The following is a 16,868-nucleotide window of genomic DNA, read 5'->3' as shown; positions in this document are numbered from 1 at the left end:
TGAGGCATCGGGTCTTAGCCCTGCCGCAGCACCGCCCAGGCAAATGCCGGCAGGGCCAGCATGCGCCGCCAGCGGCTCGGCTCCTGCACCAAGCGGTACAACCACTCGATCTGTAGAGCTCCCATCCAGGTGGGGGCTCTTTTTTTGACCCCCGCCCAGACGTCAAAGCTGCCGCCCACGCCCATCCAGAGACCACCCCGGCGCCCCGGCAGCTGCTGAATCCAGGTTTCCTGCCGCGGCACGCCGAGGGCCACCAACACCAGATCAGGCCGGGCGCCGACCAGCTGCTGCTCCAGGCCCGGCCAGGCCTCGGCGCTTTGGTAGCCATGGGCGCTGAGCACCAGCTGCAGCCCAGGGAGCTCCTGGCGCAGGCGGGCGGTGAGCTGCTCCATCACCGCCGGCGAGCCGCCCACCAGTGCCACCCTCCAGCCGTGGGCAGCGGCATGGACCAGCAGGTTGCGGGCCAGCTCAATACCCGGACTGCGGCGCACCCGGAAGCCCTGCCGCCCCAGGGCCCACACCACCCCCGCACCGTCGGGAATCACCAGGGCCGCCGAAGCAACTGCCGCGCCCAGGGCAGGGTCAGCCTTGGCCGCCATCGTCATTTCGGCATTGAGCGTGACGATCTGGCCGCCGCCCCGCTGCCACAGGGCCAGGGCCGCTTCGCCCACGTCGGCGCAGACATCCACCGGAACCCCAAGAACGCTGGTGCGCTGTGGTTCGGTTGCCGTTGCTGCCATAGGGGCGGGGGGGTGGGGGTGGAGAATTGATGGCTGGCATGCCACTGGCACTGGTGCACCCATGGCGCAATCCCTGCCAACCTCGGGGCCAATCACGGGACCAATCACAGGAACGACCGCCTCAACAGAAGCGATCGGTGCCCATCCTGCCGAAGCCTGGGCCGTGCTGCAGGAGCTCGATCAGCAGATCGATCGGGTGGTGCTGAGCCGGCAGCACCCGATCACGGCCCTCCTGCCCGCCAGCACGGCCCACACCGTGCACGGCAATTACGCCGACGCCTGGGTTCGCGATTGCATCTACTCGATTCAATGCGTCTGGGGACTGGCCCTCGCCCATCGCCGGCTGCGGGGACCGAGCCGTCGGGTCTATGAGCTCGAAGGGCGGGTGCTGCAGCTGATGCGCGGCCTGCTCAATGCCATGCTGCGCCAGGCTCCGAAGGTGGAGCGGTTCAAGCACAGCCTGCACCGCCTTCACGCCATCCACGCCAAGTTCGACACAGCCAGCGGTGGCCCCGTGGTGGCCGACGACGGCTGGGGGCATCTGCAGCTCGACGCCACGGCGCTGTTTCTGCTGCAGCTGGCTCAGCTGACCCGCTCGGGGCTGGTGGTGGTGCAGAGCAGCCACGAATGCGACTTCGTGCAAAACCTGGTGTATTACGTGGCTCGCGCCTACCGCGTGGCCGACTACGGCATCTGGGAGCGCGGTGACAAGGGCAACCACGGCCTACCGGAGCGCAATGCCAGCTCGATCGGCCTGGTGAAGGCGGCCCTGGAGGCCCTCGAAGGCCTCGATCTCTACGGCCCCCACGGCGATGGCAGCTGCTGTCTGGTGATCCCCCACGACGCCATCGTGCGGCTGCGGCGGGCGCTGCGCGGCCTACTGCCGCGCGAGTCGGCCAGCAAGGAGGTGGACAGCGCCTGTCTTTCGGTGATCGGCTACCCCGCCTGGGCCGTGGAAGATCCCCAGCTGGCGGACCGCACCCGCGCCAAGATCCGCGCCGAGCTGGGCGGCACCTACGGCTACAAGCGCTTCCGCCGCGATGGCCACCAGACCGTGGTCGAAGACCACACCCGCCTGCACTACGAGCGGGAGGAGCTGGCCCAGTTCGAGCACATCGAATGCGAGTGGCCCCTGTTCTGGGCCTACGAGCTGGTCACCGCCTGTTGCGAGGAACGCTGGGATGAGGCCCGTCAGTGGCGGCAGCGCCTGGCGGAGGTGAGCCTGGAACAGGAGGGTGGAGCGCTGCTACCCGAGCTGTATCTGGTGCCCGCGGAGGCGATCGAGGCCGAACGGCGCCAGCCGGGCAGCCAGGCCCGGGTGGCCAATCCCAACGTGCCGCTGCTGTGGACCCAGAGCCTCACCTGGCTCGCCGACCTGCTGCTGCACGGGCTGATCACCCCGGACGATCTCGACCCCATCGGCCGCCGTCGGCCCAGCCCCTTCGGGGCCGACCAGGTGCTGGTGGCCCTGGTGCCGGCCCATGCCGGCATCGCCGCGGCCCTGCAAGCCGCTGGCCTGCCGCTGGCCCACGGCGCTGAGCACGCCACGGCCATACGGATCGGCAGCTCCCAGGAGCTGGCCCAGCGCATGGCCCAGGTGGGCGCCAACCCGGCCCTGGGGCTGAGCGGCCACCCCCCAGTGCGGATGGAAACCATGGCCACGGCCCGGCTGTACCGCCAGGGCGAGACCAGCCTGGCCTTCCTGCCGGCCGTGCTGGAGGAAGACACCTTCTACCTCGCCGACGATCCGGAACAGCTGGTGGATGCCGTGACAGCCGAGCTGCGGCTGCTGCAGCGCCACTGGCGGGGCAGCGGCGCGCCCTTGCTGCTGATCCCGGTGGCCGAGGGGGCCTTCCAGGCCAATCCGGAGGCCTTTCTGCGGCTGGGAAGGGAGTTGCAGACTGGCCTGCTGGACGGCGTGCCGGTGCAACTGGGCAGCCTGGCCGACCTGCTGGACCAGGGCAGCTGGGTGGAGCTGCCACCCCAGGCGGGCCTGGCGAGGCTGCCCCAGCACCCGGCCCCCACCCCGCTGCGAGCCAGCACCAGCCAGGCGCCCCTGTCGGCCCGCGAAGAGCAGGACCTCGAGCGCCAGGACATCAGCATCGGCGACCTCGCCGAACGGCTCTGGCGCAGTTCCTCCCTGGAAGAGCAGGGCGAAGTGCTCGAACAGCTGGTGCGTCGCCTGGGCCCCGATTCGCGCCTGCAGGGGCCCGCCGGCATCCAGCCGGTGCGCCTGCAGGCGCTGCTGGAAGAGGTGTATCGCCGGGCCCTGGCCGAAGCCGACTGGAACGTGGTGCGGCGCGTCGCCGGGGCCCTCGATCTGGTGCATCCCCAGCTGGAGGACGCCCTCACCGACCTGCTGGTGCGCCAGAAGCAGGTGGTGGTGGGGCGCAATTACACCAGCGATTCCCGCATCAGCGAACCCCAGGGCAGCGCCAGCATCGCCGCCATGATCAAGCGCTTCAGCGGCGAAGACGGCCGGGAATGGATGCTGCAGCAAGAACTGCTGCTGGCCCTCGATGGTCTGGCCCGCCACGAGCCAGCGCTACTCAGCGGCAGCCTCACCCTGCAACTGGGTCAACTGCTGCTGCTGCTCACCGGTGAACTGGCCACCGAAACCGATCGAAGCCCGATCGATGCCTTCGAGGCCCTCTGCGACCAGCCCCCTCACGCCATCCAACGCCGCCTGCGGGCGGTGCTGGCCGACCTGGAACACGCCAAGGCCGCCCTGCAGCGCAAGGAGCAATTGCATGTGAGTGGCCGGGTGCGCTGGGACGTGCCCGATCCGCTCGAGGAACTGCCGAAGGAGGGCTGCTGGTTGCAACACCGCCTGCGGCTTGGGGCCCTGGGCCGTGTACCCCGCGATTTCTACCCCGGCATCTGGGATCTTCTGCACCACTGCCGCGGCATTGTGATCGGCGACAAACTCGAGAAGCGCAACCGCCTCGACAGTGCGCCGCTGCTGAGCGAAAAGACCCCCGGCGAACGCAACTTTGCCGCCCTCGTCGATCACTTGCTCAGCAAAATCGAAGCCCCCGACTACCGCCAGCTCTGCACCGAAACCCTGATCACCCTGATCGCCTTCGTGGGCGCCAACCCCGAGGTGGTGTTTGACGACGACCTGGTGCTGGACGTGGTGATCGGGCACGCCGTGCGGGTGGGTTGGCAGCAACGCCATCCCGACATCGCAGCCGAGCAGTACGGCCTGCACAAGGCGGAAGCCTGGGATGCCTTCTATCTGTCGTCGCCTGGCGACTGCCGCCGCTGGCAACTCGAAGCCCTGCGCCAGCTCACCGACCCAGCCAAAGCGACCTAGATCGGCACCTCAAGACTCATGCAGAGGTTGGGCTGTTCCACACACTGCTCGATCAGATCGGCGAGCAGCAGGGCCCGGGAGGCCTGCAAACCACCCACCGCCGGAGTCTCGACACCGCGCACGCACTGCAGAAAGTGCTCGAGCTCGGCGTAGAGGGGCTCGATGGACGTGGTGCTCACCTCCTCGATCACGCCATCGGAGCGATACACCAACTCGCCATGGTCGGCGCTCACTGATTCATGGGCGCGGCGGTGAATGTGCAGGGTGCGGTTGAGGAAGTCGGTTTCCACCAGGCTGCTGCGGCAGTGGGCCGACAGGCTGCGGATCTTGCGGTGGGCCATCTTGCTGGCCGTGAGGCTCGCCACCACCCCGTTGGCAAAGGCCAGGGTGGCGTTGACATAGTCGATCGGACCTTCAGCGCTGCGTCCGCCGGCGGCCGCCAACCGGATCACCGGGGCCCCTGCCAGCTCCAGCACCAGATCGATGTCGTGGATCATCAGGTCGAGCACCACCGACACGTCGTTGGCCCGATCGGCGTTGGGACTGTGGCGCCGGGCCTCCAGCACCACCACCTCCTCATTGGCCACCACCTTCACCAACTCGCGGAAGGCAGGGTTGAACCGCTCAATGTGGCCCACCTGCAGCAGCCGCCCCGCCGCATCAGCGGCCTGGATCAACTCCGAGGCCTCCTCCTGACTGGCGGCAATCGGCTTCTCGATCAGCACGTGCACGCCCGCCTTGAGGCAGGCCAGGCCCACCCGGTGATGCAGCAGGGTGGGCACGGCAATGCAGACCGCATCCACCTCCGGCAGCATCGCCTCATAGGACGGGAACCAGCGACAGCCGAACTGCTGGGTCGCCAGCTCACCCCGGACCGCATCCGGGTCGGCCACGCCGACCAACTGCGCATCTTTGATGAGGCTCAGCACCCGGGCGTGGTGCCAGCCCATGTTGCCGATGCCGATGACACCCACGCGCACAGGGTTCATGGCTGGGGCTCACGGCTGGCAGCATTATCAGGGATCGACTCTGCCACCGGGCGCTCGATCTGCACCCGGTCGATGCGGGGCCCATCCATGGCCAACACCCGAAACTGGTGCCCCTTCCAGCGCAGGCCCTCGCCCGGGGCGGGGATGTGCTGGAGCCGCTCCAACAGGAAGCCCGCCAGGGTGTGATGGCCTTCCGCCTCGGGCAACTGCAGGCCCAGCTGCCGGTTGAGTTCAAAGATCTCGAGATCACCGGCCACCGACCAGCAACCCTCGCCCAGTTGCTGCAGATCCTGGGCCGCCTCGAGGGAATCGTCCTCATCTCCAACGATTTCACTCGTGAGGTCGGCCACGGTCACCAGGCCCTCGGTGCCGCCGTGCTCGTCCACCACCACCAGCAGGGGCTGACCACTGCGAATCAGCGGCAACAGCTCGGCCAGGGGCGTGCTCTCCTGCACCCGGGCCACCGGGGTGATGTAGGGGGCCAGGGGCGTGTCGGCACTGAGCAGGCCCCGAGCCATCGGATCGGCCAGACGCCGCAGGTCCAGCAGGCCACGCACGTCGTCAAGGGAGCTGCCGATCACCGGAAAACGGGCATGGGCCGTGTCGTGCACTTCCCGCATCAGCTCGGCAAAGCTCACATCCAGCGGCAGGGTGACCATGCCGGAGCGCGGCACCATCACTTCACGCACCAGGGTGTCGCGCAACGAAAACACCCCCTCGAGGATGTTGCGTTCATCGGGCATCAGACCCGTGACACTGCCGGTTTCAATCAGGGTTTCGAGCTCTCCGGCGGAGAGCACCGGCACCAGCTCATCCCAGTTGCGGGGAAGCCCCAACAAACGCAACAGGGTGCCGCTGAAGCGCTCCAGCAACGACAGCAACGGGGCCAGGCTACGGATCACGGAATCCAGCAGAGGCGCGAGCCGCAGGGCTGAGACCTCCGGCCGGTGCAACACCCAGGCCTTGGGCAGCAGCCCGCCCAGCACGGTTGCCAGCAACACCAACAGCAGAAAAACGCCCGCATCCAGCCATCCCTGGGGAGCGGTACCCATCCCGTTCTGGCTTCCCAGCCAGACCCCCAGCCGCTCGGCCAGACCGCGCCCCGCCCAACCCAGGGCGACCAGGGCCAGGGCCGCGCCTAACTGGGTGGCCACGAGCACCCGCCGCAGCCGGTGCTGCAATTTCGCCACGGCCTGGGCCCCGGGCTCGCCGGACTCCTGCAACTGCTGCACCCGGCTTGGCCGCAGGCGAATCAGGGCGAATTCCCCAGCGGCAAAGAACGCCAGCAGGGCCAGCAGGATGGCCAACGCCAGGAGTTGGATCACGGGAAGCCCCACCAGGGGAGCCATCAATGTGCCGAGGATAGAAGCAGCCGCCGAATCGGGCTGGCTGTTGCGCTGAGGTGGATGGGGGTCCCGGGGATCGAACCCGGCTAAGGCGAATTATGAGTTCGCTGCATTCACCAGATTGCTAGACCCCCCCATGGGCCGAAGCCCGATCACCCAGACTTACCAGAGGCCCCGCACCGGCGCTCCGTAGCTCGCGCCCCCGTCCTGCCAGCCAGTGCCCTGGGCAGACACACCTCCCGAACCACCACCGCCGGATCCGAGGCTGCCGGAATAGCCATTGGAGACATCGCCCGTGCGCCAAGGCATGGGGTCGCTCTGCTGCTCCAGCAGCACCTGATAAGTGTTCTCCACGGCGGTGCCATCCCAGATGATCGTCTGGTCGGAGAAGCCGAAGCCCATCACCTTGGTGCCATCGCCACCCCCCATGGCAATTCCGAACAAATCGGTGATCTGGTTGGTGAGGCTGACGCCGCGGGCGTAGGGAGCGGTGTAGCTGTAAAACCGCCTCTCCATGAGTTCGGGCGTGGTCTGCACCACGCCACAGCGGATCACCTCCACCGGCCCCGTGGCATCGCCACCCCTCGGCCGGCCACCAACCACAGGGGCCTCGAGGGTTGTGGTGCACACCACCGGCCCCGCCCAGGCTGGAGCGATCAGCAAACCAGCGACTGCCGAACTGGCCGCCACAGCCCAACTGGTCGCTGCAGCCCAGACGACATTGCGGCGTGGGGGGGGATTGGAAGTGGAAGAGGTGGCAATCACCATCGATCCAGTCCAGCCAGCAGCGGCTGTTGTCATGTTGGCCGCAAACTAGACAACCAATTGCGTCTGCACCAGCTCTTGTCGACCGTTTCCCCGGCTGCAACGTTCCTGGCGGCCTCACCCGCCGAGATGCGGATCGCGCTGCTGCCTTTACTCGCCACCAAGGCCTATCGCCACGGCAACTTCACCCTGGCGTCGGGACGCACCAGTCACCACTACGTCAACTGCAAGCCCGTCAGCCTCAGCGGCACCGGGCTGGCCCTGCTGGGGGCCTTGATGCTGGAGCAGGTGGAGCCGGAAGCGCGGGCCGTGGCCGGCCTCACCCTCGGAGCCGACCCGCTGGTGAGCGCCGTGGCGATGCGGGCCGCCCTGGGGGGCCGCGGGCTCGATGCCCTGATCGTGCGCAAGGAGGCCAAGGGCCACGGCACGGGCGCCTGGCTGGAGGGGCCGCTGCCGGAGCCCGGTAGCGCCATCACCGTTCTGGAGGATGTGGTGACCACCGGCGGCTCCTCGCTCAAGGCCGTGCACCAGCTCCGGGAGGCGGGCTTTCAGGTGGAACGGGTGGTCACGATCGTGGATCGCCAGGAAGGGGGCCTGGAAGCCATGACCGCCGCCGGCCTGGAGCTGCGCAGCCTGTTTCTGCTCGAGGAGGTGGCCGCTGCCGCTTCGGCCATCGCCGCCAGTCAGGCCGCGTCATGAGCCCCGACCCCTGGAGTTGGCAACCAGCCGGGCCGCGTCGCTGGGAGCAAGCCACCAGCCTGATTCGACTCGATGGGGCTGATACACAACGCTTCCTGCATGGCCAAACCAGTGCCGCCATCGAAAGCAGCACTCCCGGCAGCTGGATCCCCACCTGCTGCATCACCGCTACCGGCCGCCTGCGGGCCCTGGCCGAGGTGCTGGTGGATGACAGCGGTGCCTGGCTGCTGCTGAGCAGCGGCGATGCCGAAGCCGTTTGGCACAGTCTCGACCGGGTGCTGTTCCCCGCCGATCAGGTGCGGCTCGGCCCCGTAACACCAGCGCGCTGGATCACGCCGCTGGGGGACGCCCTCACGGCCCTGCCCCAGGCCCCAGCTGGCCAGTGGCAGGCCCGGGAGAACGGCAACGGCTGGCTGCTGGGCCGGCAGCTGGTGCTGCTAGCGGGGGCGGAGCTGCCCCCGTGGCTGGCCGAGCGCACGCCACTCACGGCGCTGGAGCAGGAGCACTGGCGCCTCCAGCAGGGCTGGCCGGCTGCCCCAGGGGAAATCAACGACGACACCAACCCCTTTGAAGCGGGGCTGGCCGATCGGGTGAGCCTGAGCAAGGGCTGCTATGTGGGCCAGGAAACCCTGGCCAAGCTCGCCACCTACGACGGGGTCAAACAGCAGCTGCGGCGCTGGCACGGGCGCGCCCCCGAGGGGTCCGCAGCGGCGCCGGTCCCGGGCACGGCCCTGTTCCGCCTGGAGGGAGCCGACAACGGGGATTCAGGCACTTCCGGCAGCAGCCGGGCAGGCCAGATCACCTCGGCCCTGGCCCTGGAGGATGGGATGTGGATCGGGTTGGCCCTGGTGCGTCGCCAGGCCCTGCAGGATTCCGAGCTCCGTGCCGGTGAGGGCTCCCAGGCCCCGGCCCTGCACCTGTCGAAACCACCAGCCTTCGTGGATCCGCCCGTCGGGGCCGGCCGTCAGGGCTGACGCGTCAGCTCTCCAGCGTCAGTCCTGGGCCAACAGCCAGCGCACCACCGCCCAGGTGGCAAGACTGTCGTCGCGATTGTAGAGAAAAATCCGCTGCAACTGGTGGCGACTGGCCTGGCCCCGGCGTCCGGCTTCCCGGTGCCAGTGCCGCCACTGGCGCCACCAGAGCAGGCAGCGGGCGCCATCAACGCCCTTCTGGCTCCAGGCAAAGCCCAGCCAACCAGCCACCGCCTTGAGGCCATAGCTGCTCACCGGCAGCCGCCAGTGGCGGCGCAGTCGGGCGTGCACGTCCAGCATCCGCCCGCGCAACTGCTGCACCTCGGCCTCAGTGGCCCCCTGGCGCTGGGCCAGGCGCACCAGTCCAATCACCTCGGTTTCGCCGTAGTGCAGCACCGGCCAGCCGGGGTAGCGCACGAGCAACCGCTGCAGGCGCTGCCACAGCCGCTGCTCGCCGTGCTCCTGCAGGGCCAGCAACGGCTGATACCGGGCCCCGGCCTCGTTCCAACCGCCGGCCCCATCGCGCTCCAGCACCAGGAAGCCGTGCAGGAAATCATCGCGGGCATCGGGATCGGATTCGATGTCGTAGAGCAACACCCCAGGGGCACCGGCGAGCTCAGGCAAGGCCGACCCCTCCCCCAGCGGCTCGGGGATTCCTGAGGCCTGCACCCGGGCCTGGGCCACCAGCTCAGCGGCAATCTCGCGGTGTTGCTCGCCATACACGGAGAGCGCCTCGGCCAACTGCTCCGGGTCCCGGGCCGCCAGGGCCGCCAGGCTGGTCACCCCCTGCTCCAGCAACATCTCGCGGCGCTTGCCACCGATGCCGCTCACCTCGCTGAGGTGTCCCATCGCTGCGGCCTCCTGATCGCAGAGACCCCGCCAGCTGCACAGAGTGCACTTCTTGCGATCACTCACCAGCGGAGGGGGCGTGGCCGGGTCGAGGTCGGCGGCCAAGCGCTGCAGGCTTTCTTCGAGCTGGTGCTGCAGGCCACCACCGAGGGCCAGGCGCTCCCGCGCCAGGGCCCTACCCTCACCCGCCAGCACCAGGCCATGGGGCACCGGGGCCTGCTGGTGCTCGGCCAACAAGCGCCCCCACAGGGCCAGCACCACCCGGGCTTCGCGGGTCAACCGCCGCCCCTGACGGGCCAGCACCGGCCGGTAGGCAAACTCGCCCCAACGGCTCTGGCCCTCAATACGCTCCAGCAGGGCCGGATGGGATTCAACCTGCAGTCCCTGGGGGCCGCGTCCCCGCAGGCGCAAGCCCACCACCCCAGGCGCCCCGTCGGCGCAGGCCGCCTCGCCATGGCCGGGGCGCTGGGGGAGCAGGGTTTGAAAGCTGCGCAGCTGGTCGCTCAGGGCCAGGGCGCGGTGGGCATTCCACTGACGCTCCCCTGGCTCGCCAAACCGATCGAGCCAGGCGCGACGCCGGCAGCGCAGCCAGCTGCGCAGCAGGCGATCGGTCAGGGGAGCTGGCGTCAGGGGCTGCGGTGTCAAGGAGAGCATCCACCAGCGCAAACGCTAGGGCTGGAGCGCCGGCGGCACAGCAGAATCGACCCAGCTCGGCGTTTCCGCCCCCATGGCCTCAGCCCCCCTGCCCCTGGAGGCCAGTCCGATCGCCTTCGGCACCGATGGCTGGCGCGGCATCCTCGGGGTCGACATCACCATGGAGCGCCTGCTGCCGGTGGCTGCGGCCTCGGCCCAGGAGCTGGCCCATTCCGCCCCGCAGGGCCTGGAGAGCCGCGAAGTGGTGATCGGCTACGACCGCCGCTTCCTGGCCCCTGAACTGGCCGAAGCGATCTGCAGCGCCGTGCGGGGCTGTGGCCTCGAACCCCTGCTCTGCGACACCCCCACCCCCACCCCGGCCTCCAGTTGGGCGGTGGTGCAACGCCAGGCCCTCGGCGCCCTGGTGATCACCGCCAGCCACAACCCACCGGAATGGCTGGGTCTGAAGATCAAGGGCCCCTTCGGCGGCTCGGTGGAGGGCGACTTCACCCACCGCGTCGAAACCCGTCTGGCCGCCGGCGGCATCAGTGTGCCGATTCCAGGCGAGGTGCGGCGGCTTGCGGCCCTGAACGCTTACGTGGCAGGGCTCCAGGCCAAGGTGAACACCACCGCCCTGGCCGAAGGGCTCGAGCGCCTGGGGCTAACGGTGATCGTCGACCCGATGCACGGCTCGGCGGCCGGGGTGCTGCCGGCCCTTCTGGGCGAGAGAGCCACGGCGAGTGGTGCCATCCGCGAAATTCGGGCGCAGCGGGATCCGTTGTTTGGGGGCAACCCACCCGAACCACTCGCCCCCTACCTAGGCGAGTTGATCGCCGCGGTGCAGGCCAGCACGGCCGCTGGGCGACCAGCGGTGGGGATCGTGTTCGACGGCGACGGTGACCGCATCGCCGCGGTGGATGAGCGCGGCCGCTTCTGCAGCACCCAGCTGCTGATGCCCCTGTTCATCGACCACCTGGCCCGGGCCCGCCAGCTGCCGGGCTCTGTGGTCAAAACCGTGAGCGGCTCCGACCTGATGCAGCTGGTGGCCGAAGGCCTGGGCCGCCGGGTGCTGGAGAAGCCCGTGGGTTTCAAATACATCGCCGCCGAAATGCTGGCGAGCGAGGTGCTGGTGGGCGGCGAGGAATCAGGCGGCGTGGGCTTCGGCATGCACCTGCCCGAGCGCGATGCACCCTTCGCGGCCCTGCTGCTGATCGAAGCGCTGGTGGAGGGTGGAGTGCCCCTGGGCGAGCGGATCGATGCCCTGCAGCAGCGCTGCGGCGGTGCTGCCGCCTACGACCGGCTCGACCTGCGCTTGCCCGATATGGAAGCCCGGCGGCGACTGGAGGCCAAGCTGGCTGCCGCACCCCCCAGCGCGGTCGCCGGCAGCCCCGTGCTGGAGGTGATCACCACCGATGGCGTGAAGCTGCGCCTGGGCCCCAGCCACTGGCTGATGCTGCGCTTCTCCGGCACCGAGCCGCTACTACGCCTCTACTGCGAAGCCCCCAGTGAGGCCCGCGTGGCTGAGGTGCTGGGCTGGGCAAGGACGCTGGCGGAGGCGGCCTGAGCCATGACCCGTTTGGTGATCGCCAGCGGCAACGCCGGCAAAGTGCGTGAATTCGGCCACTTGCTGGCTGGCCTGGGCCTGGAGATCCAACCCCAGCCCGAGGGGCTGGAGGTGGAGGAAACGGGCGCCACCTTTGCCGAGAACGCGCGCCTCAAGGCCAGTGCCGTTGCCAGAGCGAGCGGCGCGTGGGCCCTGGCTGACGACTCCGGCCTCAGCGTCGACGCCCTGGGCGGCGCCCCCGGCGTGCACTCCGCCCGCTACGCCGACAGCGACAGCGCCCGCATTGCCCGGCTGCTGCGCGAACTGGAGCAGGCCGAGGCCACCAGCACCAACCCCAGCCGCCAGGCCCATTTCGCCGCCGCCCTGGCCCTGGCCGACCCGAACGGCACCATCCGCCTGGAGGTGGAAGGCCGCTGCCCGGGTGTGATTCTCGAGGCGCCGCGGGGCACGGGAGGATTCGGCTACGACCCGGTGTTCCTGGTGCCGGAAGCAGGCCTCACCTTTGCTGAGATGCCGTCAAACCTCAAAGCCAAGCTGGGCCATCGCGGCCGGGCCTTCGCCCAGCTCGAACCGGCCCTGCGGCAACTGCTCGGGCGCTGATCAGCCGCCGGGGGCCCAGCTGCCGTGCAGGCCGTAGGGAATGGCCAGGGGCAACTCCAGCACCGCCTGTTCGCTCATATCGGCAGCGTTGAGGATGACCAGATCCGTGGCGCAGCGGGCGCCGTTCCACACCGGCACCAGCACCCAGCCACTGTCTTCTGCGGAGTGCTCTTCGGCGGAGTGCTCTTCAGCGGAGTGCTCTTCAGCAGGGGCAGAGCGGGGCACCATCACTGGCTCCGTGACAAACCCGCGGGGGGCCGCGCTCCACACCCGCCGCTCGCCGGTGTGCAGATCAAGCTTCTCAATAGCCTGCAGGGGATCGTTGCCCCGCTCCCGCTCGGCCACCGCCATCCAGGCGAAGCGGGCCTCCAGTCCCTGGCGCGCGGGGTTCACCATGGCGAACTCACAGCAGCGCTGCTCCAGCCACTCGCTCTGCACGGCACCGGTGCGGGGATCGATCCGGCAACGCCGCAGCTGTCCTTCTGGAATCGAGCCAAAGTCGATCTCACGGAAATCCACCTCGGGGCCGATCGACGGGAAATCGTCGTAGTAGATCGAATCCACCACCACCTCGCCGGTCGCCGCATCTTCGAAGGCATTGAGGTGGTGAAACACAAACCCCTCGGGTGCCGGCACCAGAACCGGGCTGGCACCGGCATGGTGGCCGCCTTGGCGCGGCACTAGCCAGAATTGCCCCGCTTCACCGGGCTTAGACGCCAGGCATTGGGCCGCACCCTTCTGACCGAGCACGAACGGCAGGGGGTTGAACGCCACAGCGTTCTGCAGGAACACCGCCCAACTGGGGGTGATGGCGAAATCGTGAAGGAAGGCAAAGCCCTTGAAGCCGTGGCGGCTGTCGGCCACCAAATCACCGGCCCGCACACCACCGGGCTGATCCTCTGTCGCAAACTCCATCAGCCGGATGGTGCTGGTGGGTCCGGCCTTGACGCCAAAGGTGACCATGCGGGGTTCGCCATGGTGCCCGGGGTCAAAACGGGGATGGGCGCTGAACGCCTCACCGGGCTTGAGCACCCCGGACAGTCGCGATAGTTCCCGGGTCTCCAGGGAGCGGGGATCGAGAGCATGGGGCTCAGCAGCTTCCCAGAGCGCCAGCAGCTGATCACCGAGCCGCACCACCTGGGTGTTGGCGATGTTCTTGAGCCGCAGATCAAAGGCATTGGCCAGAGGGCCGCCCGGTTTCTGGGTGCCGAACACCCCCCGGTAGACAAACTTGCCGGCATCCTCTTCAGCCAACCAACCTTCGGTGCGAACAAAACGGTTGGCCAGATAGGCCTGTCCGGCATCAAACCGAAATGCTGCAATCATCCCGTCGCCATCGAAGGGATGATGCACCCAGCTGCCACCACGCTCCAGGCGTCCGGGACCGTTGCGGTAGAGGGTGCCCGCCAGATCAGCGGGAATGCTGCCCCGCGCTGCAACCAGTGGCACATCCGTGAGTTCAACTCCCACGTTGCGAAAGGCGCTGGACCAGTCGTGACGTGCGTAGGCGGGCTGATGGCCTGTCGGCTGCGGGGAGGTGGTGGTGGTCATCCAGGAGATCCCGCTTCAGCGCTAGCGAATTGAGTCAAAAATAGGTCGGCATAGCATCCACCGCGAGCCAGCAGCTCGGCGTGGCTGCCCGACTCAACAACGTGTCCGGCAGAAATGACGCAGATGCAATCGGCATTCACCACCGTGGACAGACGGTGGGCCACCACCAAAGTGGTGCGATTGGCCATCAGCCGATCCAAGGCCTGCTGCACCACCTGCTCAGAGGCCGAATCGAGCGCAGAAGTGGCTTCGTCAAGGAACAGAATCGGTGCGTTTTTGATCAGAGCGCGGGCAATCGCAATCCGCTGGCGCTGACCACCCGACAGCATGGTGCCGTTTTCACCGATCACCGTGGCATAACCATCCGGCAGCTGGGAAATAAAATCGTGGGCATTGGCCGCCCGAGCAGCCTGCTCAATCTGGCCCGAAGAAGCAGTCTCCAACCCATAGGCAATGTTGTTGGCAACCGTGTCGTTAAACAGAAACGTGTTCTGGTCCACCACCGAAATCAAGCGGCGCAACGACTGAAGCGATAGATCCCGAAGGTCAACTCCATCAATACTGATCACTCCCGAGCAGGGATCATAAAACCGGCAGAAAAGATCGATGATTGTACTTTTACCGCCGCCACTCGAGCCCACCAACGCCACCGTACGCCCACAGGGAACCTCCAAATTGAGATCATCAATTACCCGCTCATCGTCATAACCAAAGCACACATGGGCAGCCTTGAGTCCTTGCGAGACGCCACGCAGCTCAGAGGGCTGCGCAGTCTCCTGGGGATCAGGCTGGGTATCCAAAATGCCAAAGAGATCCTTAGCCGCCGAGACACCCTGCTGCAGGGTGGAATTGGAACGGGCAATCCCCTTAAAGGGCGCATAGCACAAGTAGAGAGAGGTGAGAAAGGCGAAGAAGTTACCCGTCGTTCGGGTGCCCGCGATCACATTTTCACCGCCATATACCAGCACCGCACTGAAACCCACCGCGCCCAGGATTTCCATCAACGGCTGATTGGCCAGTTTCGCGCGTGTGGTCTTGAGCGCAGCCCGCAGCACCGATTGGTTTTCCTCCTCAAAACGCTTCAGCTCATAGGCCTGCATTCCAAAGATCTTGACCACACGCAACCCAACCACCGACTCCTGCAAAAAGGAGGCCAACCGCGCCAAACTAAGCTGCCCTTTACTGGAGTGGCGCCTTACTTTTTTAGACGAGTTGAGAATTGGAGCGATCGCAACAGGAAACAAAATAAATGCGATCAATGACAGGAACCAGTCCTGATAAAAGGCAACGGCAACCAACACGGTCAGGGTTAGGCCGTCCTTGAACACCGATGAAAAGCCATCGACAATTCCCGTTTTAACGAGCGTCACATCTGTGAGAACCCGCGACACCAGAACCGTTGAAGGATTGCGATCGACATAAGACTGGGGCAAATCGAGAACGCGCTCAGCAAGATCGTGACGCAGATCGGCCGTAATCGACTGACCAACGCATTCGGTGAGATAGGAGCCCAAATACTGGGAAACCGCCCTGAGCAGAATCACCACCACAATCACAACCGGCGCCATATACAGACGGCCGCGATCACTTGATGGCAAAATATCGTCAAACAGATAGCGAATCACCAGGGGCACAAAGCCCGTGGAGGCGCCATAGAGAAAATTAAAGAACAGAGCCAAAGAAAAGGCTGGCCACAGATGGCGGCGCCCATAGGCCGCCAAACGCGCATAGATTCCCGTCTTCATCGCATCAAATCCACCAACTCGGCAGCCGCTCTGCGAGATGCCCCGGGAGACCCCATCGCAGCCTGCAGCTCCTTCACAGCCTGATCAAACAACACCCGGTCATCCTGGATACGCTGCACCGAACGGACAATGTTGGCTGCCGTGACATCGCGCTGAAGAAGCTCCGGGAAGAGCTGGCGACCCAGAATCACATTAGGCAAACCAAGAATGCGCCGGCCAATAACAAGTTTGGCGATCAGATAGGTGAGCAGCGAGAAGCGATAGAGGATCACGTGGGGGCAGCCCAGCAAAGCCGCCTCCAGCGTCGCGGTGCCAGAAGCGATCACGCCAGCATCGGCGGCATGCAGCAGGTTGTAGGCATCTGCCTCGATCAAAGGAACGGGCAGCGCCCGGTCGCCGCTGACCTGCTCCAGATAGGAGCGATCGATCGTGGAAGCCTTGAGCAGCACCACCTGCCAACCATCGCGTTTGAGCTGCTGGGCGGCCTGCAGCATCGCAGGCAGCAGCAGCCGCACCTCCGCCCGCCGGCTGCCAGGCATCAACACCAGCAGGGGCTGATCGGGCGCGAGGCCATGGCGATGGCGAATCTGCTCGCGGGTGCCGTTGACATGCAGCTCATCCACCAGCGGATGGCCGACATAGCGGGCGAAATCCCGGCCATGGGCATTGAAGATCGCCTCTTCAAACGGGAAGATCACGGCCAGGCGCTCGATCAACCGCTCCATCTTTTTGGCGCGGCCTTTTCCCCACGCCCACACCTGGGGCGCGATGTAGAAGAACACTGGGATGCCGCGCTTCTTGGCTTCCTTGGCCACAAACAAATTGAAGCCCGGGTAATCGATCAACACCACCACGTCCGGGCGCTGATGGTCCATCTGGTGCTTGAGCAGCTCCATCACCCGGTGGTGACGGCGCAGGCTGCTGATGATCTCCACCAATCCTGCTGCCGAGAGCAGGCGCACATCCGCCAGGATGTCGATGCCACGGGCGCGCAGGTGATCGCCGCCGACACCGGCAATCTCCACACCAGGCAACTGGCGCTGCAACTCCTGAACCAGAAAACCTGCATGGAGGTCGCCGGAGGCCTCTCCAGCCACAAG

General features: G+C 67.0%; 13 protein-coding genes and 1 tRNA gene. 5 read left to right on the top strand and 9 right to left on the bottom strand.

What is annotated here, in order from left to right; all coding sequences use genetic code 11:
- Positions 1 to 14 precede the first annotated feature (14 nt).
- Positions 15 to 740, bottom strand: a complete 726-nt coding sequence (locus KBY57_RS07110; RefSeq protein WP_254995183.1) for a WecB/TagA/CpsF family glycosyltransferase — start codon at positions 738 to 740, stop codon at positions 15 to 17.
- Positions 741 to 801: 61 nt separating this feature from the next.
- On the opposite strand from KBY57_RS07110, the gene KBY57_RS07105 reads away from it, so the two are divergent.
- Entirely contained in the window at positions 802 to 4,056 is a 3,255-nt protein-coding gene (locus tag KBY57_RS07105) for a glycoside hydrolase family 15 protein (RefSeq protein WP_254995182.1), read from the top strand.
- On the opposite strand, the gene KBY57_RS07100 is transcribed toward KBY57_RS07105, so the two are convergent.
- The 4 genes from KBY57_RS07100 to KBY57_RS07085 form a co-directional block, all read right to left on the bottom strand.
- Positions 4,053 to 5,045, bottom strand: coding sequence for a Gfo/Idh/MocA family protein (locus tag KBY57_RS07100; RefSeq protein WP_254995181.1), 993 nt, complete (start codon positions 5,043 to 5,045; stop codon positions 4,053 to 4,055). The two genes, KBY57_RS07105 and KBY57_RS07100, sit on opposite strands and share 4 nt — an antisense overlap.
- Positions 5,042 to 6,367, bottom strand: a complete 1,326-nt coding sequence (locus tag KBY57_RS07095; protein WP_254995243.1) for a hemolysin family protein — start codon at positions 6,365 to 6,367, stop codon at positions 5,042 to 5,044. The genes KBY57_RS07100 and KBY57_RS07095 overlap by 4 nt, the downstream gene beginning before the upstream one ends.
- Before the next feature lie 85 nt (positions 6,368 to 6,452).
- A tRNA-Ile gene (locus tag KBY57_RS07090) sits at positions 6,453 to 6,525 on the bottom strand.
- 28 nt (positions 6,526 to 6,553) lie between these two features.
- Positions 6,554 to 7,054 (bottom strand): Occludin/ELL family protein, encoded by a 501-nt coding sequence (locus KBY57_RS07085; RefSeq protein WP_254995180.1) that lies wholly within the window; start codon positions 7,052 to 7,054, stop codon positions 6,554 to 6,556.
- 231 nt (positions 7,055 to 7,285) lie between these two features.
- Here KBY57_RS07085 and pyrE point away from each other — a divergent pair, with 231 nt between their 5' ends.
- Both pyrE and KBY57_RS07075 read left to right on the top strand, forming a co-directional pair.
- Positions 7,286 to 7,855, top strand: a complete 570-nt coding sequence (pyrE, locus tag KBY57_RS07080) for an orotate phosphoribosyltransferase (RefSeq protein ID WP_254988051.1) — start codon at positions 7,286 to 7,288, stop codon at positions 7,853 to 7,855.
- Positions 7,852 to 8,829, top strand: coding sequence for a YgfZ/GcvT domain-containing protein (locus KBY57_RS07075; protein WP_254995178.1), 978 nt, complete (start codon positions 7,852 to 7,854; stop codon positions 8,827 to 8,829). The genes pyrE and KBY57_RS07075 overlap by 4 nt, the downstream gene beginning before the upstream one ends.
- Positions 8,830 to 8,847: 18 nt before the next feature.
- Here the strand turns inward: KBY57_RS07075 and KBY57_RS07070 are convergent, their stop codons facing one another.
- Positions 8,848 to 10,320 (bottom strand): TM0106 family RecB-like putative nuclease, encoded by a 1,473-nt coding sequence (locus KBY57_RS07070; protein WP_254995177.1) that lies wholly within the window; start codon positions 10,318 to 10,320, stop codon positions 8,848 to 8,850.
- Positions 10,321 to 10,402: 82 nt separating this feature from the next.
- On the opposite strand from KBY57_RS07070, the gene KBY57_RS07065 reads away from it, so the two are divergent.
- A complete protein-coding gene (locus KBY57_RS07065) occupies positions 10,403 to 11,872 on the top strand; it encodes a phosphoglucomutase/phosphomannomutase family protein (protein WP_254995176.1) in 1,470 nt (489 codons plus the stop codon).
- Positions 11,873 to 11,875: 3 nt separating this feature from the next.
- Entirely contained in the window at positions 11,876 to 12,472 is a 597-nt protein-coding gene (gene rdgB, locus KBY57_RS07060; protein WP_254995175.1) for an RdgB/HAM1 family non-canonical purine NTP pyrophosphatase, read from the top strand.
- On the opposite strand, the gene KBY57_RS07055 is transcribed toward rdgB, so the two are convergent.
- From KBY57_RS07055 to lpxB, 3 genes are read right to left on the bottom strand one after another with little or no spacing between them, the layout of a single operon-like run.
- Positions 12,473 to 14,023, bottom strand: coding sequence for a carotenoid oxygenase family protein (locus KBY57_RS07055; RefSeq protein ID WP_254995174.1), 1,551 nt, complete (start codon positions 14,021 to 14,023; stop codon positions 12,473 to 12,475). It lies immediately after the preceding gene.
- Complete coding sequence (locus KBY57_RS07050) at positions 14,020 to 15,768, bottom strand: ABC transporter ATP-binding protein (RefSeq protein WP_254995173.1); 1,749 nt, start codon at positions 15,766 to 15,768, stop codon at positions 14,020 to 14,022. Before KBY57_RS07050 ends, KBY57_RS07055 begins: the two co-directional genes overlap by 4 nt.
- Positions 15,765 to 16,865 (bottom strand): lipid-A-disaccharide synthase, encoded by a 1,101-nt coding sequence (gene lpxB / locus KBY57_RS07045; RefSeq protein WP_254995241.1) that lies wholly within the window; start codon positions 16,863 to 16,865, stop codon positions 15,765 to 15,767. Before lpxB ends, KBY57_RS07050 begins: the two co-directional genes overlap by 4 nt.
- Positions 16,866 to 16,868: the final 3 nt, after the last annotated feature.

This window comes from Cyanobium sp. Aljojuca 7D2 (assembly GCF_024346415.1).
In the GTDB taxonomy this organism is placed as follows: Bacteria; Cyanobacteriota; Cyanobacteriia; order PCC-6307; family Cyanobiaceae; genus Cyanobium_A.
The sequence above is the reverse complement of the archived record's forward strand: the minus strand, read 5'-3'. Positions and strand labels throughout refer to the sequence as shown.